This is a genomic window from Photobacterium aphoticum, assembly GCF_001029435.1.
Taxonomy (GTDB): Bacteria; Pseudomonadota; Gammaproteobacteria; order Enterobacterales; family Vibrionaceae; genus Photobacterium; species Photobacterium aphoticum.
In genome coordinates this window covers 223,271-248,277 of record NZ_LDOV01000001.1, presented here as the reverse complement: position 1 = coordinate 248,277, position 25,007 = coordinate 223,271, and the positions used below count along the sequence as shown (strand labels likewise).

At 48.7% G+C, this 25,007-nt stretch carries 20 protein-coding genes; 4 read left to right on the top strand and 16 right to left on the bottom strand.

The window, feature by feature from the left end:
• Window positions 1-456 precede the first annotated feature (456 nt).
• The 4 genes from ABT58_RS01060 to ABT58_RS01045 all read right to left on the bottom strand — a co-directional run bounded on the left by ABT58_RS01060 (window position 457) and on the right by ABT58_RS01045 (window position 3,448).
• Entirely contained in the window at window positions 457-1,635 is a 1,179-nt protein-coding gene (locus ABT58_RS01060) for an amino acid permease (RefSeq protein ID WP_047872483.1), read from the bottom strand.
• 473 nt (window positions 1,636-2,108) lie between these two features.
• Window positions 2,109-2,357, bottom strand: coding sequence for a hypothetical protein (locus ABT58_RS01055; RefSeq protein WP_229821735.1), 249 nt, complete (start codon window positions 2,355-2,357; stop codon window positions 2,109-2,111).
• Between the two features lie 191 nt (window positions 2,358-2,548).
• A complete protein-coding gene (locus ABT58_RS01050) occupies window positions 2,549-2,989 on the bottom strand; it encodes a YeeE/YedE family protein (protein ID WP_047872481.1) in 441 nt (146 codons plus the stop codon).
• 27 nt (window positions 2,990-3,016) lie between these two features.
• Window positions 3,017-3,448, bottom strand: coding sequence for a YeeE/YedE family protein (locus tag ABT58_RS01045; protein ID WP_047872480.1), 432 nt, complete (start codon window positions 3,446-3,448; stop codon window positions 3,017-3,019).
• A gap of 325 nt (window positions 3,449-3,773) precedes the next feature.
• Here ABT58_RS01045 and ABT58_RS01040 point away from each other — a divergent pair, with 325 nt between their 5' ends.
• Window positions 3,774-5,429, top strand: a complete 1,656-nt coding sequence (locus ABT58_RS01040; protein WP_047872479.1) for an FAD-dependent oxidoreductase — start codon at window positions 3,774-3,776, stop codon at window positions 5,427-5,429.
• 62 nt (window positions 5,430-5,491) lie between these two features.
• On the opposite strand, the gene ABT58_RS24280 is transcribed toward ABT58_RS01040, so the two are convergent.
• Together ABT58_RS24280 and ABT58_RS01030 are read right to left on the bottom strand one after the other, a co-directional pair.
• Window positions 5,492-6,382, bottom strand: a complete 891-nt coding sequence (locus ABT58_RS24280) for a hypothetical protein (RefSeq protein WP_053062914.1) — start codon at window positions 6,380-6,382, stop codon at window positions 5,492-5,494.
• 292 nt (window positions 6,383-6,674) lie between these two features.
• Entirely contained in the window at window positions 6,675-7,055 is a 381-nt protein-coding gene (locus ABT58_RS01030) for a DUF805 domain-containing protein (RefSeq protein WP_047872478.1), read from the bottom strand.
• 136 nt (window positions 7,056-7,191) lie between these two features.
• On the opposite strand from ABT58_RS01030, the gene ABT58_RS01025 reads away from it, so the two are divergent.
• Window positions 7,192-7,557: a YcgJ family protein gene (locus ABT58_RS01025; protein ID WP_047872477.1), complete on the top strand. Its 366-nt coding sequence runs from the start codon at window positions 7,192-7,194 to the stop codon at window positions 7,555-7,557.
• 12 nt (window positions 7,558-7,569) lie between these two features.
• On the opposite strand, the gene ABT58_RS23325 is transcribed toward ABT58_RS01025, so the two are convergent.
• From ABT58_RS23325 to ABT58_RS00980, 9 genes are all read right to left on the bottom strand, one after another.
• Window positions 7,570-8,820, bottom strand: coding sequence for a hypothetical protein (locus tag ABT58_RS23325; RefSeq protein WP_053062913.1), 1,251 nt, complete (start codon window positions 8,818-8,820; stop codon window positions 7,570-7,572).
• Window positions 8,817-10,199 carry a DUF3131 domain-containing protein gene (locus ABT58_RS01015; protein ID WP_047872476.1) on the bottom strand — a complete coding sequence of 461 codons (1,383 nt, stop codon included), beginning with the start codon at window positions 10,197-10,199 and terminating at the stop codon, window positions 8,817-8,819. Before ABT58_RS01015 ends, ABT58_RS23325 begins: the two co-directional genes overlap by 4 nt.
• Before the next feature lie 22 nt (window positions 10,200-10,221).
• Window positions 10,222-11,619 (bottom strand): DUF3131 domain-containing protein, encoded by a 1,398-nt coding sequence (locus ABT58_RS01010; protein WP_047872475.1) that lies wholly within the window; start codon window positions 11,617-11,619, stop codon window positions 10,222-10,224.
• Between the two features lie 22 nt (window positions 11,620-11,641).
• Window positions 11,642-12,964, bottom strand: a complete 1,323-nt coding sequence (locus ABT58_RS01005; protein WP_047872474.1) for a DUF3131 domain-containing protein — start codon at window positions 12,962-12,964, stop codon at window positions 11,642-11,644.
• Window positions 12,954-14,822, bottom strand: a complete 1,869-nt coding sequence (locus tag ABT58_RS01000) for a glycosyltransferase family 2 protein (protein WP_047872473.1) — start codon at window positions 14,820-14,822, stop codon at window positions 12,954-12,956. The genes ABT58_RS01005 and ABT58_RS01000 overlap by 11 nt, the downstream gene beginning before the upstream one ends.
• Window positions 14,823-14,924: 102 nt before the next feature.
• A complete protein-coding gene (locus ABT58_RS00995; RefSeq protein WP_047872472.1) occupies window positions 14,925-15,377 on the bottom strand; it encodes an ATP-binding protein in 453 nt (150 codons plus the stop codon).
• Window positions 15,378-15,388: 11 nt separating this feature from the next.
• The gene (locus tag ABT58_RS00990; protein WP_047872471.1) at window positions 15,389-16,576 is read right to left on the bottom strand and encodes a nucleotidyltransferase family protein; all 1,188 of its coding nucleotides are present in this window, start codon (window positions 16,574-16,576) and stop codon (window positions 15,389-15,391) included.
• A 13-nt stretch (window positions 16,577-16,589) separates the two neighbouring features.
• Complete coding sequence (locus ABT58_RS00985) at window positions 16,590-16,922, bottom strand: STAS domain-containing protein (RefSeq protein WP_047872470.1); 333 nt, start codon at window positions 16,920-16,922, stop codon at window positions 16,590-16,592.
• Window positions 16,874-18,133, bottom strand: a complete 1,260-nt coding sequence (locus tag ABT58_RS00980) for a PP2C family protein-serine/threonine phosphatase (RefSeq protein WP_047872512.1) — start codon at window positions 18,131-18,133, stop codon at window positions 16,874-16,876. Before ABT58_RS00980 ends, ABT58_RS00985 begins: the two co-directional genes overlap by 49 nt.
• A gap of 247 nt (window positions 18,134-18,380) precedes the next feature.
• Between ABT58_RS00980 and ABT58_RS00975 the strand changes: the two genes are divergently transcribed.
• Both ABT58_RS00975 and ABT58_RS00970 read left to right on the top strand, forming a co-directional pair.
• Window positions 18,381-19,340 carry a hypothetical protein gene (locus tag ABT58_RS00975; RefSeq protein ID WP_107205078.1) on the top strand — a complete coding sequence of 320 codons (960 nt, stop codon included), beginning with the start codon at window positions 18,381-18,383 and terminating at the stop codon, window positions 19,338-19,340.
• Window positions 19,341-19,683: 343 nt separating this feature from the next.
• A complete protein-coding gene (locus ABT58_RS00970) occupies window positions 19,684-24,540 on the top strand; it encodes a type I secretion protein (RefSeq protein ID WP_047872468.1) in 4,857 nt (1,618 codons plus the stop codon).
• A 175-nt stretch (window positions 24,541-24,715) separates the two neighbouring features.
• Here the strand turns inward: ABT58_RS00970 and ABT58_RS00965 are convergent, their stop codons facing one another.
• Window positions 24,716-24,976, bottom strand: a complete 261-nt coding sequence (locus ABT58_RS00965; RefSeq protein ID WP_047872467.1) for a hypothetical protein — start codon at window positions 24,974-24,976, stop codon at window positions 24,716-24,718.
• Window positions 24,977-25,007 lie beyond the last annotated feature (31 nt).

Below are 25,007 nucleotides of genomic sequence, written 5' to 3'. Positions count from 1 at the left end.
CACAGTCCCACAGTCCCACAGGTATAATCATGCCTACTGACCATATATCAACAACTTAAGTGTACTCAATTCTTTACAGTTGGGTGTGTTTTCAGCCGGAGTGAGTAAGGCCGGTATCTGGTGAGGATCCCATAAAGTTTGTATTATAAACCTCATTGGAAACGCCGCTTTATCGATATTTCGTACTCCATAAAGTCGGTGTGAAGTTTTTGTTTGGTCACTAAAACTTCAAAAAACGGCATTTTTGTTTGGTCGCATCTTGCCCATTTCCACCTCGCTTTACCTCTGTCTATGCAGAGATGTATCCGCTTAATCGACTTAGCATTCGGCACAATACCGTTGCTGAGTTCACTTTTCGCGCATACAAAAAAGGGCGTTTACTTTCGTAAACGCCCTTTTGTCGTGCTTTCAATCTTTCAATTCTGTCTTATCTCTTCGCTGATACAGATGCGGTGCTTATACCCACTCCGCCATCAGCAAGAAACAACCGAACAAGAAGCTCAAGCCCATTGCTAGCTGACCACCAGCGGCTTGATATACCACACCGGTTGCATCCACTTCATAGCTCTCTTCGTCGTTATCACGACGTAGCTTGATGATCATTGCCATTGGTACAAAGACCGCCAGGAAGACAAGAATGATACCCGCGTAGCTCAATACTGACAGGAACTGGTTCGCCGCGAACAGCGCACCTAACAGTGGCAGAATGAAGGTCAACACGTACGTTACGGCGCGATTCTGACGGAATGTATCAACGTTCTGATCAAACAGTGCCATGGCCACACCCAAGAAAGAGGTCAATAGCGCTAAACCTGTGAATACTGACAGTACCGCGTTAATCATGCTGTGCTGTGCGCCCAGGGCGGCAATAAGCTCAGACACATTACCCATGCTTACCATCTGCTCTGCTGTCAGGTTACCCATTGCCGCGTATAACCACAGCAGGTAGCTCACTAACGGAATCGTCGAGCCCAAAATCACCATGTTACGCAGCTGCTTGTGCGTCGCTTCTTTGTTGTAGGTCACCAAAGATGGGATAACTACCATGAAACCGAAGCTGGTGAACAAGACTGAGCTGGTTTTGATCAACGCCATCTTGTCTTCGTTGGTTGCACCCAGCAGGTTATCGAATGACATTGTTGGTACCAACGACATTAACGTTACACCCAGCATCACCACCATGATGATGAACAGTACACGGTTGATTTTATCAATCACAGCCGTACCTGCCGCCACTACCGCACCCGCCAACAGCGTGAACAGAATCTGGCTTTGCATCACTGGCAAATCAACACCAATGCCGGCCAGCAACTGCTTCAGCAAGTCGCCAGCACCGATAATGTAAGCCATCAACAAACATACTAATAGCGCGTATAGCAGGCCATTGGTCACCAACTGGCCACCTTTACCTAATGTTTTGCGGGCAATGGTGTTCATACCCATACCGCCACCGGCTTTAATACTGGCTTCAAGCAACAGTAACGCGGCGTAAGTGGTACCCATCCAGATCACCAGCATTAATGCGGTACCCCAGAATAAACCGAACTGAGCCAATACCATCGGGATAGCCAGCATACCGGCGCCCAGTGCCGTACCGGCAATGATCAATGAACTTCCAAGTAGTTTAATATTCACAATTTTGTCTCTGATATTGAGTGCGCATACCTTGTAACTGACAAGCTGTGCGACAAATTTAATAAAAGTGGGGTGTTAAAGCCGGCCCTGCGTGTAGCAAAGCGAAAATTAACTAGTGACTAAATCGGAATGCAGAAAAATACCCAAATAGCAGATCGCTATTGGATGGAAGTGCAGAAAGGTATTGAGGGGATAAAGGTTGCGGCAATACGCACGCACCGACAGAGTGAGCACTCGCTCGCCCATCAGATCGATTGTTCATGTATCGTACTCCAAAAAACGATATGTCTTTGTTACTGAGTAATCATCCTTTGATTACCCTGCTTTTGTTTGGTCATTTAGCAACTTATATGGCTAACTCAACCACATCAACTATCGATTTTGGAATCTTATATTTCACTTTTATCAACAATGACACATACAGCTATTGAATACTCCCCTGCGCCCTGTGAAAGCGCGTTACCTCCGTGTTATTACGCTTGCCGTGTTGACTGTGCGCTCGCTGCCACAAGGGTCAGTTTATTGAAGGAAGCCGGATACACACTGATGCTGCTACCGTCATCAAACTGAATGCCATCGTAATACTGCCCTTCCCATTTTACCCGCATGAAACGGGCATAACGGGCTTTACTGTAGAGGGCTTCAAGGGTGTTCAGCGCCCCTTGCTTATTATTTTGTGCCATGATGGTGGCTGTCAGCAGTTTTTCAGCAACAGTTTTCAAATCGCGTCTCTTACTGGTAGCTATATCCTTCATCTTGTTTTATCAAACTCACTGACCATTGCAACCAGCAGCTCCAACAAGAGAGGAAGATCCCGGCCTCGTATCACAAAGAACAGGGATCACTCATACTCTGCGATGAAACCCCGCCTTTTCTTTCAGGCTCTTTGTGATTTTCCGAGCAGCTTTGCGGATTAATGCGTTTTCTGTCTCACCGCCACATGTTGGTCATACCGATTAACCAGCGACATCCCCACTAACATCGCGACCAAGAACACCACAATGACGCCATTTTGACTTGGCAAAGAGGTCACAGCGGGCCCCGGACAGATCCCCGCCAAACCCCAGCCAACACCAAACAGACTTGCCCCTGCAATCAAGCGCTTATCAATCACGGTATTCGTACTGACCGAGAAGGATGTTTCACACACAGGTTGTTGGCGTCGACGGATCACCAAAAAGTACACCGGCATAAACACCAGGAGTGCACCGCCCATGACAAAGGCCAAACTCGGATCCCACGCGCCGGTGATATCTAAAAAGCCCAAGACTTTATGTGGGTCGATCATGCCAGAGAGCATCATCCCCATGCCAAACAGCACACCCGCTATCAATGCAGATACACGATTCATCATTATTATTTCCTCATCAAAATCGGTGCATCACAGTACGTGAATGCGAATAAAAACCGTCAAGATAGCCACCGCCATAAAGACACACGTCGCCACAATAGAACGTTTAGACAACCGCCCCATTCCACAAATACCGTGCCCACTGGTACAGCCATTGCCCAGTTTCGTCCCGATGCCCACCAATAACCCGGCAAGCGCCACCATGCCCCACGAACTGACCGGTAGCGAACTGGGAAAGGTAACATCAAAGAGTGGCATGGCCGCACCGCTGATCAGCATACCGACCACAAATAGCAGCCGCCATTGCCATTCACCTTTAGCCGGTTTCAGCAAACCAGACACAATTCCGCTGATCCCGGCAATGCGTCCGTTCATCAATAGCAACAAAGCGGCAGATAGCCCCAATAACATGCCACCCGCTAATGGCTGCCACATGCTCTGCCATGAAAATTCTACGCCCATCACTGTGCTCCTGTTGTCTGGTGATACCCGTTGTCTGGTACCTGTTGTCTGGTAATCGTTGTGTAAAGCACTATTTGCTCAAATATTCATCCTGATGAATATTCGTATTCCCCTCTTTCTTTATCAGTGTGGCTTTTTTGCTCACAATTAGTCAAGACTAAATTAGAATTTACTAATTTAATATCTGTGGTACGCTAGTCCCATCAAAACGGTCATATTCATTTATCTATACAAGATTCAACATACAGAATTCGGTATAGAGAACTGGGAATACACAGCGTGTGTATGCATGAGGCGACTGTTGAACACAAATACGGAGATCACAATGGCACAGACAAAAATCATCATTGTTGGCGGTGTTGCCGGTGGCGCATCTGCTGCTGCACGCGCACGTCGATTAAGTGAAGACGCTCAAATCATCATGTTCGAGCGTGGTGAATTCGTTTCTTTCGCAAACTGCGGCCTGCCTTATCACATCGGTGGCGATATCACCGATCGCAGCAAGTTGCTGTTACAAACACCAGCCAGTTTCCTGACACGCTTTAATGTCGATGTCCGTGTCATGAGTGATGTCATCGCCATTAACCGTGATGCTAAAACCGTCACCGTCACTAACCTGCTGGATGGCACCTCCTACGAGGAAACGTACGATGTGTTATTGCTCAGCCCGGGCGCTGCCCCTGTGATCCCGCCAATCGCCGGTATCGACAATCCGCTGACCCATTCTCTGCGCAATATCCCAGACATGGATCGCATTCTAGCGACCTTAGACGCACATCAACCGGCGCACGCTACCGTTGTGGGAGGTGGCTTCATTGGTCTGGAAATGATGGAAGCCTTCCACCAGCGTGGTATCACAACCACATTGATTGAGATGGCCGATCAGGTCATGACACCGGTCGACCGTGAAATGGCGGGCTTTGTGCACGACACCATTCGAGAAAAAGGCATTGACCTACGCTTGGGCGTCGCGCTGGATGCCGTACACCCTCACGAAAATGCTCAGGGCTTAACGTTGACCTTGAATAACGGCGACACACTGGAAACCGGTATTCTGATCATGGCGGTGGGCGTGCGCCCAGAAACCTCGCTGGCAGAAAATGCCGGTCTGAAATTGGGGCCACAAGGCGGTATTTGGGTTAACGCACAAATGCAAACCAGTGATCCATCCATTTATGCCGTCGGAGATGCCGTCGAAGACATGGATTTTGTCACAGGCCAATCCACCTTCGTTCCACTGGCAGGCCCAGCCAACCGCCAAGGGCGTATGGCGGCAGATAACATGCTAGGTCGCAATGAAAGCTACCAAGGCACACAAGGGACCGCGATCTGTAAAGTGTTTGACCTTGCCGTGGCGTCAACCGGCCAAAATGAAAAGCAGCTGAAACGTGATGGTGTGCGCTACGAAAAAGTCTTTGTGCACACGGCCAGCCATGCCAGTTATTACCCAGGCGCAGAAGTGGTTTCCTTTAAACTGCTGTTTGATCCTGAAACCGGTAAGATCTTTGGCGCACAAGCGGTAGGTAAAGACGGTGTCGACAAGCGCATTGATATCATGGCTGTCGCACAACGCGCAGGGATGACGGTTGAACAACTGCAACATCTTGAACTGACTTATGCTCCGCCCTTTGGCAGCGCAAAAGATGTGATTAACCAAGCTGCCTTTGTGGCAAGCAATATCATGAAAGGAGATGCGACACCGATCCACTTCGATGAAATCGATCATCTTACGGATAATCAGCTACTGCTGGATGTGCGTAACCCGGGCGAGCTGAAGCAAGGCTATTTGGCTGGCGCGATCAACATTCCGGTGGATCAGCTCCGTCAACGCATGAACGAATTGCCAAAAGACAAAGAGATCGTGATTTACTGTCAGGTCGGCCTGCGTGGCAATGTGGCATACCGCCAGTTGGTCAACAATGGGTATAAAGCCCGTAACCTGATTGGGGGTTACAAAACCTATCAGGCAGCGACACGCTAACCGTCGTCAAAATAAAAAAGCGCCAGTGCCTTTCCGCTACTGGCGCTTACTGATTGAATCACTCAATAACCACTTTGGTCATCGTTGTGTTTATCTTTATCTGACCAATGTTCATGCCGGTATTTACGGTTATGCGAACGCTGAGGATAACGGTCATAACGGTCATCCTGATAGTGATGATGTCGATGCCAGTTATACCAATGCGGCCAGTGATATTTCACTTCTTTGAGTTTCATTGTAAACAAACAATCAAAGTGAATAGGATCACCGACAGACTGGCTAAATTGGCTTAGGTCCACCATCCCCGATAATCTCACCGGGCCTTGGTGCCATGCGTAATCACCATACGCTTTTAACACACCATTTGTGTCGCTGGATGCACCTGTGATATGGGTAATGGTATTCCCGTTAGGCGTCACCGTTTCTTGTAATACAGGCTGCACTGTCGTCAGCCCCCGCGTAACGATCACCCCATTCGATAAGTAGAAATAGGTGGTACCGATTAATTTTACCCCATCCCCCTCACCGGTGATCTCAGAGAGACAATCAGTCGCATAACCAATGGATTCACCGGTTGTGGGATCTTGTAAATCCACATCAAAACACATCGCAGGATCGGGATTTTTATCACCATCGATATCAGGCACATCCTGCTCATACATGTAACCAGTACCCACCAGATTCAATACTTTTATTTTGTATTCATGTCCACTTTCGTGTTCATATTCATGCTCCTCGTCATCAGTATCATCATGATAGTCATCATAACCATCGTGTTTATAAGAAGAGCTCTGATAATGAGAAGAGTAGCGATGAGAGGTAGACGCCTCATTAGATGAGTAATCCTTATACCCTCTACTGTCGTCATCGTCTTGCTTTTCGTATTCGTAGGCCATCGCCAGCCCCGATACACTCGCACTCAAAATAAAGAGCGCTATCGGTTGTATTTTCATTGTATTACTCCACGAACTTCAATGGCATCACTGGAGTCTTTGCCGCCAACTGACAAATCCGCACCACCCGAATCGCTGGTTATGCTGTAAAGACAGAAAAACACAGTCAATAAAGTGGCATCGTGGAGTAAGTGTAGATGAATTGAGAAACTTGTACGGGTAATAAGAAAAGTCGACTTATCTCTAACTCATTATGAATTAAAGCAATTGGGATCCCCGCGCCCTTATCGACGCGAGGTTTCTGTCTTAATTCTTATTTTTAAGAGAGGAAACGCCCCCATAACCCATCACGTTATGCGGATAAAACCGGACTTGCCGGTGGCATATCACCGTATTGATTAGCCTCAGGCTCAGTAGGTTGTACGAAGAAATACACCAACACTAAAAAGCCAATCAATGGGATCAGACCAATCAATAACCACCAACCCGTCCGTCCGGTATCATGCAAACGGCGTGTTGCTACGGCCAAACTCGGTAAAAGCACCATCAACGAATACACAAACCCCAGTACACCGCCCCCTTCACCGCCGCCCGGATTTCCCAATATATGGTTCACAATCGCTAGAACGACACTGATGATGATATTACATAGCACGAAATACCAATATTCAGGCCTGCTAGCGCGTCCTTTAAAGACTGCATACTGTTTCAACACAAACAGATACCACTGCATAAAAAAGCTCCTCTGTGAATAATCTCAAGCTAGGTATATTCTATTCGATATATAGTGTCTCTGTTATTAAACAACAGAACCACCCTTTATCCCATAAAATCATGGAAACCGTCTTTCGTTGTCATAAAGGTAAATTATGCGCCCGTTGATCTTATTACAAATTGCTCTTTTTGTAGGATTTGGTTTGGTACAAGCAAAAACCGGTTTCAACGAAACGGTCTATTCACCTGACCGAGGTGTTATTTGTGATAAAAAGGCAGGCTTTTGTGTCGATGGATATGGCATATCCATGGCATTCACGGAAATGTTCTTAGGGAAAGAAGCACAAGATAAAGTCATGGCGATGATTGATGAGGTCGGCGCTGATAACTTCGATACCCAACGTTTTTCCTTCAGCAATAAAGTCTACTGTGATACCAAAGCCAAACAGTGCACGACTGACCGCTTCAATACCACCCCAGAACCTGAATATAACGAGGTGCTTTTTGCACCATCGGAATAAACGCGACTCGGGTTATTCTGCGTTACTCGTAGGCTGACTGGGGGCAAAACTGCGCCGACGCAGCGCCTCCACCCCAGTATCTTCAACGGTTTCAAGATTTCCCCGTGACACCACGCCTTTCACTGCCGAAGTCGATGGCTTCTTTTCTGATTTGTCATTCTCTAACGATGATGACGCAGGAGGCACAGCCGTCACCGTTTCCCCGGAAATTAAATCGGCTTCTTGTCTAAATTGGATTGGCTGCACGGGTGTCACAACCACATTCGCCTTGGAGACTTGTGGAGTCTGAGGGGCCGAACCAGTTACGGGTAGAACAGATGGCTCGCGTGTTTTATCTTCTTCCATTGATGATGCAGAGGGATCAACGTGGCCCGATTGTATCACTAGCGGCTTAACCGGAAACGGGTTAACGGGATCAACCGGAACCGATTCTGCTGGTGAGTTTGCGTCTTGTTGGCTATTTGTCTGGCTATCTGACTGTGTCTCTGAAATGGGATGTGAGTGATCCGTCGTCAATGCTTTGTCTGCCGCTTCTGCATCAGGCCCCGTGATCGGCACCGTCATAACTCTGGCCTTATTCTCATGAGTAAAGCCGGTATTGATACCGCTTAGTTTTTTTCCTGTCGGTGACGGTGATGGGCGAATATATCGCGGCTTTACTGGTTGTGTTTTCAATGACGCCGCAGCTTGCTGACGCATATCTTCCATCCCCAATTTAGGCGCAGCAAAACTAAATACCGTTAATTTTTCATCCCACACCTGCAACTGACTCAAGGTTTGTTGCCATTCAAGATCCACACTGCTGGCGACATCTGCGACTTGCAACTGCGTTGACAGCAAGGTGTTAGCCTGCTCAAAACGACGATGCAGTTTTTTTCGCATTTGCAGCCAGTCAGTCCCGCCCGTCATTAGATAACGAGTACTGTCGGCCCAATATTGATAAGCCATTGCATCATTGGCTTTATCTGCCGCCATGGCCGCCAATGCTTCTGCAGTGCCCGCATACTGCCACATCTTTTTGCGTCCCAACTGCGATTCTGCGCTCAGGAATGCCAGCGATAACCGATGCCATTGCTCCGCCGCTTGGGTGTAACGCCCCTGACTCACCAAATGGGATCCTTTAGCAAAGGGCGATAAATCCAGCTCTATGGGTGACGCCATACTCCACACACTACCCAGTAAGAGCCAAACACTGATGATGAGGCGTAACCCTTGCCGCTTACACCAACTGACATCATCACACCAACCCACCGGTCTTTTCATCGAAAGGTCTCCGCCAAACATTTCCCTGGATGATAGAAACGCGAATTAAACTGCACGTCCCTGTATTCCTTTTCAGTCGTACGCTGGTACAACTTCCCGTTCGCTTTGTACAACAAGGCTTCCAATACGCCCGCATTGGTCTGCAATGAAATGGTTTTCTCGTACGCACTGGTTAATTCGTAGCGGCCTTCATACCAACCGCGATTAGGATCATACAACTCTTGTACCAATGTCAGCAGCCTGTCAGTGTAATCCGTTTTCCATAATGCCCACATTTGAAAAGCCACCCGCGTCGACACCAAGGCTTTTTCATCGTGATCACTACCGTCTTCCGCCACTGTGATCCATGGCGTGCCTAACGCATAAATGCTGTCATAGACAAAATACGGCTCACCGCTGACCGAATGTTCCCCCCGAGCGGTATAAATGCGCTCCTGCTCCCACCGTGACGCCTGTAAACGGTATACCGCATCAGCCATCGCGGATAACGTATGATTGGAGTGCACGGCATCACTGGAACGATAATCGGTGATCTCATCCCAGTTAAACTCCATCCCCAACAATAAATAAGGCGTGCTATACACAGGACGCAACACATCGTAATGACGGGGATCGCGGCCATCGAATAACAAGTCGATCCCATTGATGGTGACCACTTCATAGGGCTCTAGCAACATGGCCTTGGCTGGCACAATTTGCCAGTCGAGGTAACCGTAAGCTGTGTACTCTTCAATGCCTAACCGTCCCTCTTTATAGCGAAAGACTTGCCCGTTATTGATGGTACCGCCAAAGAGCTCACCATCCTCACTGACCAGTTCACAAAAATTCCAACGCAATACAGCTTTGTCAATATATTCAGAGAATGTGGGATTACGCTGCTTGGTCATCGCCAGCACAATCAGCAGTCGACCAATATCAATGGACGACCACCCTAATTCAGCGGGTTGGTTGGCGTAATCGACCATTTGGCCAGTTTGCGTGCTGTACACCTTATTCGGCACACCCAACATACCCAGCGGCATTTTATTCAGGAAACTCAACACTAAGGTCAAACGCTCATCGTGCGCTTTACTGGTGATAAACCCCATTTCATCAGCGGCCATCAACGCAATGAGGTAATCAGCAATATTAGACAGGTTGGTGGTGGGATAGTTATCAAGGGCATTCACCAACCCGGTGGTCGGGTTGGTGTTGTTTTCTACATAGGTCCACGCCGTTTTTGCCCATGCCAGTTCGTCTTCGGTTAATTCACCGTATCGCCCCTGTCGGATTAGTTGTGAGGTATTGACCGATGTCATGCCATCTTGCACGCCTCGGTACACCACCCCACATGCCGCAATATGGCAAGCCACCAAAACAACCAGCGTTTTTTTTAACATGGGCAATCCTTACCAAACCACATTACAGCTTAAATGGCTTTTTCCGAGGCAAACATTGCCCTTCATAACCAAACGGCGTTTCCAGGGCTTTCTCCCACAGACTCGGGGCGACGTTATCTTTATAACGCAGCAATTTACCTTGTTCTTTGTATAACAAGATCTCAAGCGTGATCCCGTTATTATTCGAGGTAAAGGTATTGATCAAACCAGTTCCGTTTTCAAAAATCCCCTCATAGAACCCTTTTTCACGGTCATAACTGTGGGAGATATGATCAAACAACAGATCGGTGTATTCGGTGTCCCACAACACCCACATGCCCATCGCCCCTTTGATCGCAACGGCAGCATACTGAGGCAAAAATTCACCCACTTCCGAAATCGTGTTCCAGGCAAATCCATCGGTATAAATGGTGTCATACACAAAGTATGGAGGTCCCGCTAACTGGTGTTCCGTACGCGCCGTAATGATCCCCGTTTGTTTATAGCGTTCTTCTTGCACGCGATAGATTTGCAGGGCAAATTCCGCCATCCATTCGTTGGAATACCGATAATCGTGCGGTGAACGGTCTTCCACCACATCCCACCCCATTTCGATACCATCCAGTACATAACTTTCGGTCACAACATAACTGTGAGCTTTCAATTTACGTGGATCGCGGGTGTCATACGGCACATCATACCCATACAAGTTGATGGTGCTGTACGGCTCAGGCATTGCCGCTTGTGTGGTATCAAACCCCCACAATTCAAACCCTTTGGCGGCATATTCTTCATAGCCTAAACGGCCTTCCTGCAAGTACTGCACGGGCTTGTCTTTTTCTAACAGCGCCCCGAACATGGTGCCGTTTTCATCCACTACGTTACAGAAGTTCCAGCGCAATACCGCCGAATCAATGCCATTCGCATATTCCGGATAACGGTGTTTGATAATGTGTAGCCAAATCAGCAAACGTCCTAAGTCCAGCGCAGAATAGCCGATTTCACCCGGTTGGTTACCGTAGTCCACTTTACCCGCAGTTTGGGTGTTATAGGCTTTATTGGGCAACTCATTGCGGAATAAATCCAGCTTATTGAGTGTGGTGATCATTTTGCGTAAACGGCGATCAAACTCTTCTTTATCAATGATCCCCAATTCATACGCACTGACCATCCCGGCCATATAAGATGCGGCATCCCACCAGGTGACCGACGGATAATTATTTACCGCATTCACCAACCCCGTTGACTCCTGGTAGTTATTTTCAAAATACTTCCAGGCAATTCGGGCCATATCCATTTCTTTTTCAGTCAGCTTACCCTGTCTGGCTTTTGGCACTGACCAGTGATTCTTCCGATCAACCACTTCATCAGAAAACTGGTTATATTTATTGCCACAGCCAACAGCAACAAGCCCAAGCAAACCTATGATGATATAACGCATCTTACACTCCTGACGCTACTGCTTACTGGACACCGACACTCAACAGTGATCCATTTTCGATATAGGCTAACGATTCCAACACAATGCCGTTGGTGTTAGCGGTGATCGCTTTATTTACGCGACCATCCACTTCATAGCGGCCTGAATACCAGCCGTCTTTTTCTGAATAGAGGCTCTTCGCATCATCAATCAGCAACGCGGTATAGTCGCTGTCATACAAGGCGTACCAGCCAAAGGCCGCTTTCGTTGACAAGGATTTCAGGTGTGAAGCGTCTTCGCCTTTATCCGTGATTGCATTCCATTCTTTGCCATCAGAGAAGACCGTGTTGTACACAAAGTACGGGGCTTCATCGGTATTATCTTCACTGACTGCCGTTAAAATACCGGTTCGCTCATAACGGTTTTCTTGCGCTTTATACACGCGATGGGCAAAAATTTTGGATACGCTGTCGGCGCCGAATTCCAAGCTGTCGAGAATGTAAGATTCACTCACCACATAGTTGTGAGCATGGAATTTAGCCGGGTCACGCAAGTCCGTCGGGATATCGATACCATCAATTTCTCGCATTTCGAGGTAATCGATGTACTTCATGGCATTGAAGACATCGCGCCCCATCAATGACATGGCTTTAGAGGCGTATTCTTCATAGCCGATACGGCCTTCTTGCACTAACTCCATGCCGTCATCATTTCTCTTTGACGGGCGAGAGCCGTACAGATAGCCGTCGATGATCATTGCGCTCACATCCCAATGGTTGAGCACATCATTCACTTGTTTATTAAATTGTGGGTACTGCCATACCATGATATTGAGCGGCACCAAAATGCGGCCGATATCAATCGCAGACCAGCCAATACCGGCTTTAACTGGGGTATTGTCATAATCCACCATTTCCAGTGTTTGGGTGTTATACGCTTTATTCGGCAGCTTCCCTTCCACCAGCGGTAGACGTGCTAAGGTATGCAGCGCTTTTTCCATCCGTAATTCAAAGGTGGAATGGCTGATCACATTCAGTTTTTCCGCTGAAATCAGCCCCATCAAATACGACGCTGTATCCCACATAGTGGTAGACGGATACCCGTTCACCGAATTGACAAGACCGGTATTCGACTGGTAGTTATTTTCAAAGTACTGCCACGCTTTATTTGCCCACTCAACTTCTTCTTGGGTTAATACCCGATTCTCTCGAAGTGGGATGGTCTCTGTCGCTTCAAAGGTGATATTCCCGAGTACGCGGCCGTAATCTCGCTCCTCCACCGAAAAAGCAATCACCAATGCGGTGAATAACCCGAGCAAAAACACAATATGATGCCGGGCATTTAATGCGGCTTGTTTAAATCCCATATTTTAATTCCTCTGTACCTGATTCTTCTTCCGTGTCTGCTGCAGGTGGTGGCGACCAATACGCCGCTGCAATCATGCCCCACATCGCCATCATGTTATTCAGGGTCCAGAAGCTGTTAAAAATCAGGCCCCCCATTGAATAATTTCCATACCCGCCGAAGAAGTAACTGCCCCATGCGTAGATCATGCTGATCAGACTGAGTCCGAACACCAGCATCTGAGGCAGCACTAAGTGGCCAAATGTTCCGGTTTGTCGCTCTTTAGGCGTGGTCGGGAAACTGATTTTCCGCCCACGCAATACTGTCCAGAGCGCGCGGAGGTTCACTGGGAAAAAGGACAGGAAGTTTGTTTTGCCTTTATAGCCCGCTACACCCCACGTCCCGATCATCATGGCCAGTTCAGCCGTTAAGACGAACGGAATAAAATGCAGGTAAAACGACACATCGTAGGCACTGACCGGCGCAATACTGGTGAGGAAATAAATGATCGGACAGGCTAAGAAAATGATGTTCCAAATCGCCGATAAGTTTGACCAAAAGCTCGCGCCATACATCAGCTTTTGCTTCAGGTTCATACCTTTACGGAAAATGGGGTTGTCATTCATGAAAATATCAATGGACCCGCCGGAATATTTAAAGCGCTGTACCGTCCAGGTTTGCAGATCCTGTGGCGAAAGCATTTTACTTTCCACATTAGGATGCATGACGGAGCGCCAATTGCGCTCACTGTCAGAATGGAGCACGATAGAGGTATAGATATCTTCTGACACGTGGAATTTATACGGGGTAAATTCCGTATCAAAAATCAGCTCTTGGCGCAGGTTGTCTGAGACCGATTTATCCACCTGTTTTTCTTTGGTGATCTTGCGGATCTGCTTTTCGACTTCAACTTGCTCTTTGCTGATCTGCTCACTGTAGCTGCGCAGGGCCGCTTCCATGACCGCTTCACGACGGTGAATCGAACCCGCGCCACAACAAAATGACGCATTCACCCAGTTACGGCGACGCTGAATCACGTCATAGAACATTTGCGGATCATTCACATACGGATCTTGACCGATAGTGACGGGGCCATACAGTTTTTCTGCCACTTTACCCAGCCACTGACCGGTTTTACCGACTTTGCGATTTAACCAAACCGGCAGACGCTCCCCTTCCGGCAAGTCAAAGAACCACTGTGGTGTCTGTACCCATGCCACGTTCGGATCGCGGAAGTACCCCATGGTATGTTCTAAAATGGTAGGGAACGGACGGGTATCGGCATCGCAAATCACGATAAAATCGCCGTAGGTTTGTTCCAAAGCGTTTCGCAGATTCCCCGCTTTAAAACCAATGTTGTTTTCACGGGTGATATATTCCACGCCCATTTCTTGTGCCATCGCCGCCATTGCCGGACGCTTACCGTCATCCAGAATGAATATTTTCATTTCAATGTCGTGGGGATAACGAATTTTCTGCGCATCAATAATGCTGAGTCGAACCAATTCCGGTTCTTCGTCATAGGTAGGAAAGAACACATCAATGCTGATGGGGCGGCCTGAACCGGCTTCTGGGCTGTCCTCCGCCACGCATTCATCAATCAAATACGGGGCAGGTTTGCGTGGTTCGTCTTTCGTTTTCCACAAGTTAAACGTAAATAACACCGAACCAATAAACGCACACGATTCTGCAAATACAAGTGGAAAAGAAAACCACATAGCGTCGTAATTCAGGGCGTATGTCCATCGCCACCATAAATACCAAATCCCCAGCGTTAAATTACAGGTCGCAAGGTATTGGTATAATAACTCTCTCGACATACTGTAAGGCACAGGTTCTGGCGGTTGGCGATGTTCAAATTGCTTAAAATAAAAATCCATTTAGCGCCTTCCAAAATATGTTCTGAAGCATGAACAGGCGATAACGATTGAGGATAACGTGGGTATTATCCTCAATGCATTATCCATACAGATTAAAAATCGTTATTGATTGGCGCGTTTTAATATCTTAAACGTATTTTTATCGCCAACACTGTTATATTCCAATCCATCAGTTAACTGCACAACAATGATGAATCCCCGGCCCGACGTCGTCCATGTTTCCGGATCATCCGGATCGGGTTCAATAAACTCCCCCTGTACCGCCCGGCTGAACTCTTCTTGTGACATCGCCTTACCGTAATCCGACACTTCAATGACTAATTCATCTTCGGAATTAAAAAAGCATGAAAAATCAATCGGCAATTCATCCGAATATTGATAGGCATGCTCATACGCATTATTCACCACTTCCACTAAACAGAGTTCTACTTGCTCAATCATTTCATTAGAAACCGATTGGCTGTTTAAAAAACGCTGCATGTCTTCTGCTATATAGCGTGATACCTCGGATGAACTTTGATACTGCTTGCTAAAACACCCACTGACCCTTTCCATTAGGCAAGCTCCTATTGATTTAAAATGTCTTCCTCTGTACTAGCCGGATCGGATGGAACATACGTTGGGATACTGCCTATACTGCCCACCATAGGCTGCGTTTGTCGGCGATCTTTCAGCATATGTACGGCATCCAGCTCACTTAGCGACTGGGTATACCCATCATGACTAATGAAATAATCACCAAAGACCGTTTTATTATCGACATAGGCGGCACCCGCCACATGGATATAATCGCTGATCAAACTCTGTTTAATTTCTGCACCCGTTTCGACTTTACAGTTCGCACCAATCACCGCAGGCCCTTCAATTTTGACCCCCGGCTGGATTTCACAGCCACTACTGATAATCACAGGCGGTGTGATTTGGCAAACGTACTCATCAAATACGGTATTAATACCCACCCAAATACCCGGTTTCACCTGCGTTCCCGGAATCGGGTAACCCGGTACCTTGCCGTGCAAAATTTCACTGGTTACGCCCCAGATATCACTGATGTTACCCACATCTAGCCATTGAAAATCCATGCTGGTGGCATAAAAAGCGACCTGCTCTTCAACCAGTTTCGGGAACAATTCACTGCCGATATCGTATTCCTGATCTGCCGGGATATAGTCAAAAATGGCCGGTTCAAAGATATAAATCCCAGTATTGATTTCCGTTGATAAGGCATCTTCAATCGCCGGTTTTTCTTGGAAACTGGTCACTTTTCCTGTTTTATCCGCCACAACGACACCGTACTTACACACTTCTTCAGGGGGCACATCACGGGTAACAATGGTAGCAATCCCCCCCTTTTCTTTATGGCGATTCATTGCTTCAGTCAAATCTAAATCGATCCACGCATCACCACACACCACCACGAACGTTTCATCGAAAAAGCCGGAAAAGTCCTGAATTTTACGCATCCCGCCTGCAGAGCCTAACGCCTTACTGACAAACTTGCCGTCAACCATTTCCCCTTCATAGGAATACGACAATTGGACATTGAAGTGATGGCCGTCACTGAAATAGTTTTCAATCACTTCAGCCAAATGACTGGTATTCACCACAATTTTCTTGATACCGTGTGCCGAAAATAACTGGATCATGGATTCCATTACCGGCTTACCCAAGATTGGGATCATCGGCTTAGGAATGGTATGTGTGATCGGTCTAACGCGCGTACCTTTACCTGCGGCAAGAATCATCCCTTTCATAGCAAGCTCCTTGTTAAGCTAGTGCATCAATGGCGCTATCAATACTGTCGTAATGGGTGATCAATTTGTCCATACGCGTCAGCTTGAGTAGTTCACGCACCGGACGCTGCGGGTTCACGACGCTGATTTTTTTACCACGCAGCATTTTGTAGACAGCCATTACTGCCCCTAGGCCACTGCTGTCCATAAAACGCACATTCGTCAGTTCCAATACAAGATGATGGCCAATTTCATCAATGTGCTGCTCAACCACGCCACGAAATTGCGGTGCCAACTTGGCGTCAAACCTTGCTTCGTTTACTTGTAAAATTGTGCACTGACCTTTGTGGATAATCTCATATTGCATGCTTGCTCTCCTTCTGGGTATCCGGTCCATTCAACAGCCATCACACTGATATCATCATCAAAATTATCAGCTTGCTGCCACTCGCGAACTCTTTTCACCAACAACTCTGTTTGCACGGCCGTTGGGTGATCTTTCAATGTCACAACCAAATCTTTAAAACGTGGTTCTGAAAACTGCATAGCGCCATTTTCAGCTTCGGTAATGCCATCAGAATAAATCCAGACTTTGTCACCGGGTTCTAACTGAATGTATGACGTTTCATACTCAGCAAAATCAAACGCTCCCACCACGAAGCTGTCCTGCCCAATAAACTCCGCTTCACCCGTTTGGCTATGCAGCCATACCAATGGCGGATGCCCAGCCACCGCAAAAGCAAGCTGGCCGGTTTTCACATTGAGCGTGGCATACGCCATAGTGAAATAGAGCATGTTCTCTGCACCACTAAGGTACAAATCATTCAATCGGGCTAACACTTCATGCGGTGCATTCAATCGGTAATAAGGCGGTTCTGGAATACTGGTTTTAACGACCGCCCCTTTATCAGAGCTCACGGAGATGCTCTGCTGAACAGAAAAAGACATGAGCGCTGAAGACACCCCATGCCCTGCCACATCCAGCAGGTAAAACGCCACGTGTTCTTCATCCAACTGCATGTAGCCCAGCATGTCACCACCGATTTGCGCACTCGGGATGGAGACATAGCTCAACTCAACACCAATCAGCTTTTTCTCCTGCGGTAACAACCGACGCAGTAAATCCCCCGCCGATTCCAAATCCTTTTTTATCGTCGCGTAGGCTTTATCAAGCTGTGTATTTTTGCTGGTGATCTCATTGTGTAGGGCAAGGGTACGAAACCCGGCTTGAATACGGGCCACCAATTCATCAATGTGGGTGTCCTTCACGACAAAGTCGTCAGCCCCGGCATTAATGCCATCAATGATCGACTGCTGATCGTCTTTCCCGGACAAGAGCACAAAAAACAGATAACGCGCATAATGTGCAGACTTTACACGTCGGCATAATTCAATGCCGTCTATGCCCGGCATCATCCAATCACTCAGTACAAATTGAATATCTTCCCGCGCTTCCAGAATCTGTAATGCCTGCGCACCATCATTGGCTGTTGTAATACGGTAGCCGCGCTTCATTAGCTGCGTTTTCAGTAGTAACAGCATGGTTCGGTTGTCATCAACAAGTAAAATTTCTGGCATACCGCTCACCATTAAAATGCGCTTTAAAGAATATAATCAACATGTTGTATATTTGTTTGTATTCTGTCAACACATATATTAAACCATTCACATATAACCAAGAGTCTAGTAACCTTTACCTGTGCCAACAAAGAATTAGACAGATTTTGTTTACAAGATCATAAAAATGGATGAGAAGCCTGTAAGCGGCTCAATAAAGCAAGGAATGAACGTGCACATAAAGGGATGGTATGGCGTTTTTTTCATCATGTTTTCACTGCCAATTCAGGCCAGTGAGTACCTGTATGAAACGCGTAAACGTGCCCCTGGCCCTCAATCGCCTCACTTCATTGATGATCAAGTCAATCATGAGGAAGAAGAGCCAGAGCCCTCTGACATGGATGTGATTTGGAAAGGTGTGTCGAGCTCTTTTGCGTTGCCTTTTGAAGAGTGGGAAGACAGCGACGACAAGACGTTTTTACATGGTTTAAGTGGCAACATCGGCGCGGGTTACCCTTTACTGTCAACGCCTGCGGCGAACATTCCCGCCAATGCCACCAGCGGCCCCACCAATAACAACGCGACCGCCACACTTTCTTTGAAATATACCCTACTGGGCAATTGGTTTGTTTCCGGCACGTTTTATTACTATTTCGATACTGATCAACAACAGCCGTGGAATCCGGATTTTACCTATGTGTTTGGCTACAGTGACTGGCGGCCTTACACCCTCAGCTTGGTCTACGCCAACTATGGTGGAAACCGCTTTAACGCTACTGACGAGCAACCCATTACTGAGTTTCGACAAGGCACTTGGTCACTCGGTTGGAAGTTTCCGGTAACGCCTCCTTTGCTTGATTGGCTTTCCGCCACGGATGATGGTGCTATTGGCTGCCAATTGGATTTTAACTACACCCCTGAGTATTTTGATCTGGCTTCTACTACCTATAAAACCAGCCATAAAACCCTCAGCTTAGGGTGCAAATATGCCATTGTGGGTAACTGGTACATCAACGGTACGGCTTTTTACTACTTCGACAGCAAACAAAAACAACCGTGGAACCCAGATTTCACTTATGGCTTTGGCTACTTTGACTGGCGGCCTGGCACCATTACCCTGCAATACAACAACTATTCGGGTAATCGCTGGCATCCTTCTGACCGAGGAGAAGACACAGGACGCTTTAAAGACGGGGCCATTACGCTCGCCTACTCCTTTGCCTTCTGATTTATTCATCCTATTTTCCTTCTTCTCTCATTCCCTCTCTCCGCTCACGCATTTCATATTCGCAATGCACTTTGCAATAAACATAGGCACACATGCCTACTTATCCGTCTATGCTTCATTCATACCCATAATGTCTTTGTTGCATATATAGGGTGCTTGGCAGCACAAGCATTGTCCGCCCGCTTCGCACCATCCCGAATGGGATCAACACTGCGACATCTAAATAGCGGTATCTATACAGCTATGCCTATAAAACTGGCATACGGTATGCAGCATGTATACAAGGCCCCTTTGATATAGCAACGCGGCACACATCAAGCCTTACCATCAAACGAGGTGCAATATGACAGGAACAACGTTCAATGACTCCGTCACAGGAACCGATCAGGATGACAACATTAACGTACGCGCGGGTAGTGATGAGGTTATCGCTAAAGCGGGTGATGACTATGTGGTTGGTGGTGAAGGTAACGACCGTTTAGCCGGTAATGAAGGCAATGACACCATTTTTGGCGATCTCGAATACACCGAAGAAACGCCGTCCACGCCATCAGAAAGTGATGACTGGGGCACCGCCCAAAACGTCTACCACTATGATGCGGCGCAAGATAAAGGGGAAACCGTCAGCCATAGTGCGCGATTAGGGAATTACCTTGTCGATAACAGTGGCCTCGTGAGTGCATCGTTTACTACCACCGCTGTTTATGGTGCGGTGACGGTCAATCTTGTCGATGAAAATGGTCAGGTGGTCGACAGTGTGCCAGCCACCGTTAACCGTGATGGTTCCATTACCCTTGAATATGTCTACTCCCACGAGCAATTTGATAACGACGATTTAATCAGCTTCCGGTTATCCGACGAAAATGGCGACCCGATTGAGGATATTCAAACCGTCAATCTTGTTGCACACAACATTTATGATGACACCATCAGTGGCGGTGAAGGCGATGACACCCTGTTTGGCCAACAAGGTGCAGATACCCTTTTAGGTGGCGAAGGTAATGACTTCCTTGATGGCGATATCAACAGCGATACCCTGCACGGGGGCGATGGCGACGATGTGCTAATCGGAGGCAATGACAACGATACCCTGTACGGTGACGACGGGGCCGATACCCTGCTCGGCAGTGACGGCAACGACACCCTATACGGCGGCAAAGGGGATGATACCCTGCTCGGCGAACTGGGCGACGATACCCTTTTCGGTGGTAAAGGTGCCGATATCCTGCTCGGTGACGACGGTGATGATGTACTCGATGGCGGCTTGGGCGACGATAAACTGTTTGGTGGCCTCGGCAACGACACCATTGCCGGCGGTGAAGGTCACGATGAAATTCACGGTGATGCCGGCATCGATATCCTGAGTGGGGGCGACGGCGATGACTTCATCATGGGCGGAGCCGGCAACGATGAGATCCATGGCGATGATGGCGATGATCTCGTGCTTGGCGGTGACGACGATGACCGCGTTTACGGTGGCGAAGGTAACGACCAAGTCTATGGCGAGTTAGGTGATGATATTGTCGATGGCGGCAAAGGCGATGATCTTGTCTTTGGTGGCATGGGCGACGACACCTTAACCGGCGGTGAAGGCAATGACTTCCTTTATGGCGGCGAAGGCACCGATAAACTCGACGGCGGCGAAGGCAATGACCACCTCCATGCCAATGAAGGCGATGACATCATTGTTGCCGGTGCCGGGGATGACTTTGTGTTTGCGGGCGATGGTGACGATCACATTGACGGTGGGATCGGGAACGACGTGATTTACGGAGAAAGCGGTAACAACACCGTGATTGCCGGTGAAGGTGATGACATCATCTATACCGATGCAGGCAATGACAACATTGATACAGGCGAAGGCTCTGATGTCGTGTTTGCCGGTGCAGGTGACAACACCATTGATACCGGCGCGGATGGCGATACGGTTTATGCCGAAGGCGGCGACGATCAGATTGCTGTGGGTGAAGGTGATAACACCGTCTATGCCGGTGACGGACACAACACGATTACCTCAGGGGCTGGGCACGATAGTCTCTATGCGGGCAGCGGCGATGACACTATCACCTCTGACGCAGGTAATGACCAAATATTCGCGGGTGGCGGTGCCGATACCATTGATGTGGGTGCCGGCGATGATGCGGTTTACGCCGGTGCCGGTAATGACACCATTTTGGGGCAATCCGGTAATAACCAACTCTTTGGCGAAGACGGTGACGACACAATATCTGCTGGTGCCAACGCCTCTAAATTGTATGGCGGCCAAGGTGAAGACGTCCTGACAGGCTCAGTCGAAAATGACTACCTGCACGGGGGCGAAGACAGCGACACCCTAAAAGGCGAGCTGGGTGATGACACTCTTGAAGGCGCAGCCGGTGATGATGCCCTCTCTGGCGGTGAAGGCAATGACGTGCTGCTCGGCGGTATTGGCGACGATATCCTTGATGGCGGTACCGGCAACGATACCCTCGTCGGCGGGACGGGTAATGACCAGTTAACGGGCGGCCTTGGGGATGACGTACTCGCCGGTGGTGCGGGCAACGATACGCTTGATGGGGGCGACGGCATCTCCCAACTTTATGGTGAAAGTGGCAATGATACCCTGGTTTCTGCTGACCAAGATGACGTACTCAGCGGCGGTGCGGGCGATGACACACTGACGGCCAATGCCGGTAATGACATTCTGTTTGCTGGTAGCGGTGACGATAAACTGGATGCTGGCGAAGGTGACGACATTGTTTACGGTGAATCCGGTAATAACCAGATCCACACCGGCAAAGGGGATGATGTGGTCTATGCTGGTATCGATAACGACACCATTGTGACCGGCGAAGGCAACGATACCGTTTATGGTGAAGCCGGTGCTAACACCATTGATACCGGCCTTGGCGATGACCTCGTCTACGGCGGGATCAACAACGATACCATTACCACTGGCGAAGGGGTCGATCAGATCTTCTCGGGGGATGGTGATGACACCATTGATGCTGGCGTTGGTAACGACCATATCGATGCCGGAGCCGGTCACGATACCTTAAAAGGTGGTGAAGGTGATGATGCCCTCTTTGGCGGTGCCGGTAACGACACCCTGATTGGTGGCGCGGGCGCTGACTACCTGGCGGGTGGTGAGGGCAACGATACGATTACCGATGACGGCAGCGATACCGTTCTGGGTGAAGGCGGTGACGACATACTGACCGCTGCGGCGGGTGGTAGTCATCAAATCTTCGGGGGTGAAGGTAACGATACCCTTATCGGCAGCGAAGCGAGTGATACCCTTTATGGGGGCGCGGATAACGACACCATCACTGGCGGCGGCGGTAACGACACCCTATTTGCTGGTGACGGTAAAGATACCGTTAACGCCGGTGAAGGCGACGATATTGTTTACGGTGAAGCGGGCAATAACACCATCGACCTCGGTAGTGGCGACAACACTCTCTTTGGTGGTGCGGACAATGATACCGCTATCGCAGGCGACGGTACGGATACCTTCTATGGCGCAGCCGGTAATGATGTGCTGGATGGCGGTGCCGGTGACGACATGCTCGATGGCGGCGATAACGACGACACCCTTGATGGTAATGACGGTGCCGATTTGCTGATTGGGGGAGCCGGTAACGATACCCTGCGTGGCGGAGAAGGCACTGACAAACTCTTCGCTGGCGAAGGTAATGATGCCTTGTACGGCGGTGAGGGGGATGATGAACTTCACGGCACAGCCGGTACCAATACCCTCTCCGGTGATGCCGGTAACGATACGATTTACGGCGGTACTGGCCGTGATATCGTGGATGGCGGGATCGGTGATGATAAAATCGAGACCTTTGCGGGCAACGATGATCTACAAGGTAATGCCGGTAACGATACCCTTGATGCGGGTGAAGGCGATAACATACTCGACGGTGGCGAAGGTGACGACATCCTCATCGCCGGTGACGGTAACAATATCGTCAATGAAATCAGTGGCGGGGATGACACCATCACACTGGGCGACGGGAATAACACCGTATTCGCCGGTGCAGGTGCCGATACCATCACCACAGGAGCCGGTAACGATGTGATTGATGCGGGTGACGATAATGATACCGTCAATGCTGGTAATGGTGATAACACCGTACTTGGCGGATTAGGTAACGACACCATCATTACCGGCAGCGGCACCGACCGCCTAGAAGGAGGGGAAGGCAACGATACCCTGAAAGCCGGTGACGGTGATGACCGACTGATCGGTGGTCTGGGTAACGATAAGCTCTATGGCGAAGGCGGTACCGATACGCTGGAAGGTGGCGAAGGCAATGACAGCCTCTACGCGGGTAGCGGTGATGACACCTTACTCGGTGAAGCCGGGAATGACTTCCTTAAAGGGGAAAGTGGCAACGACACCCTGTATGGCGGCGAAGGTAACGATACGCTACGGGGGGGGAACAATGACGATACCCTATTTGGCGACATCGGCGACGATAAGCTGTACGGCGAAAGCGGCGTTGATACCCTATACGGCGGCCTTGGGGATGACCGACTCAGTGGGGGATCTGGCGATGATACGTTGAGTGGTGGCGAAGGCGACGATACCCTTGCGGGCGGTAATAACGATGACTTCCTTGATGGCGGGATCGGTAATGATACGCTCAGTGGGGATGCCGGTAGTGACTTCTTACTTGGTCAGGAAGGTAATGACACCCTGGACGGTGGCAGCGGCATTGACCAACTGTTTGCCGGCAGCGGTAACGATACCCTGATCTTTGATGCCGATGACATTGCAGGCACCGATGGTGGCACCGTTCACTTCAGTGGGGGTAGCGGTTTTGACGTCCTCAGTGTAGGCACTGATGGCGATAATCAAATCATCGACATGACAGCCACCGCCTTCCAAGAGCTGGAAGCCACCGTGATCACCGCCACTGATGCAGAGCTGAAACTTGGCTTGGATAAGATCCTGGCTAACAACACGGCTGAAGACAGTAACGCACAGTTTGTGGCAACAGGCGCAACCAAGCTGGATCTCGAAGGGTTCGGTTGGGAGCTAACGGCCAACATCAACACGCTACCGGATGCGTTACAAGGGGTCTACGAAGCCAGCAACATTGATACGCAATCCCTACAGGGGTATACCTTCACCAACGCAGATGGCAAAGAAGTCACCATCTGGAGTGACAACGACAGTGATGATATCAGCTTCAATGGCAGTGATATCTAACCCATAACCTCCACCATCACCTAAAAAGCCCGGCATGTCCGGGCTTTTCTTTACACAAACAAATAACCCTACCCCAAAAAAACAGACTCCCCCCACCTAATCACAATCATGCGTTCAGATAGAGGGAGCAGAAACAACACTCAAGAGATAAGCGGCGAAGCGGCACGAATCATCATCAATCGACTTTCACGTGCCCTCTCACTTGTGCGCGACACATCGGACAATAATACGATTTATGGTGAATTTCCGCCTCACAGGCAGGACAGATAATATGCTTTTTATCTTTACTGAAATACATCACGAGCGCACCAATTGGCCCCAATACGTAGCCCAATAACACGCCTGCGATAAAGTGCCCTTTTTGATAACCAATCAAAGAGGAAATCACTAAAAAGACCATATAGAAACAAAACCAAAATAAGGTGGTAAATTCCATCTTTCCCCCTCCAATGTCTTCTTTATCTGTC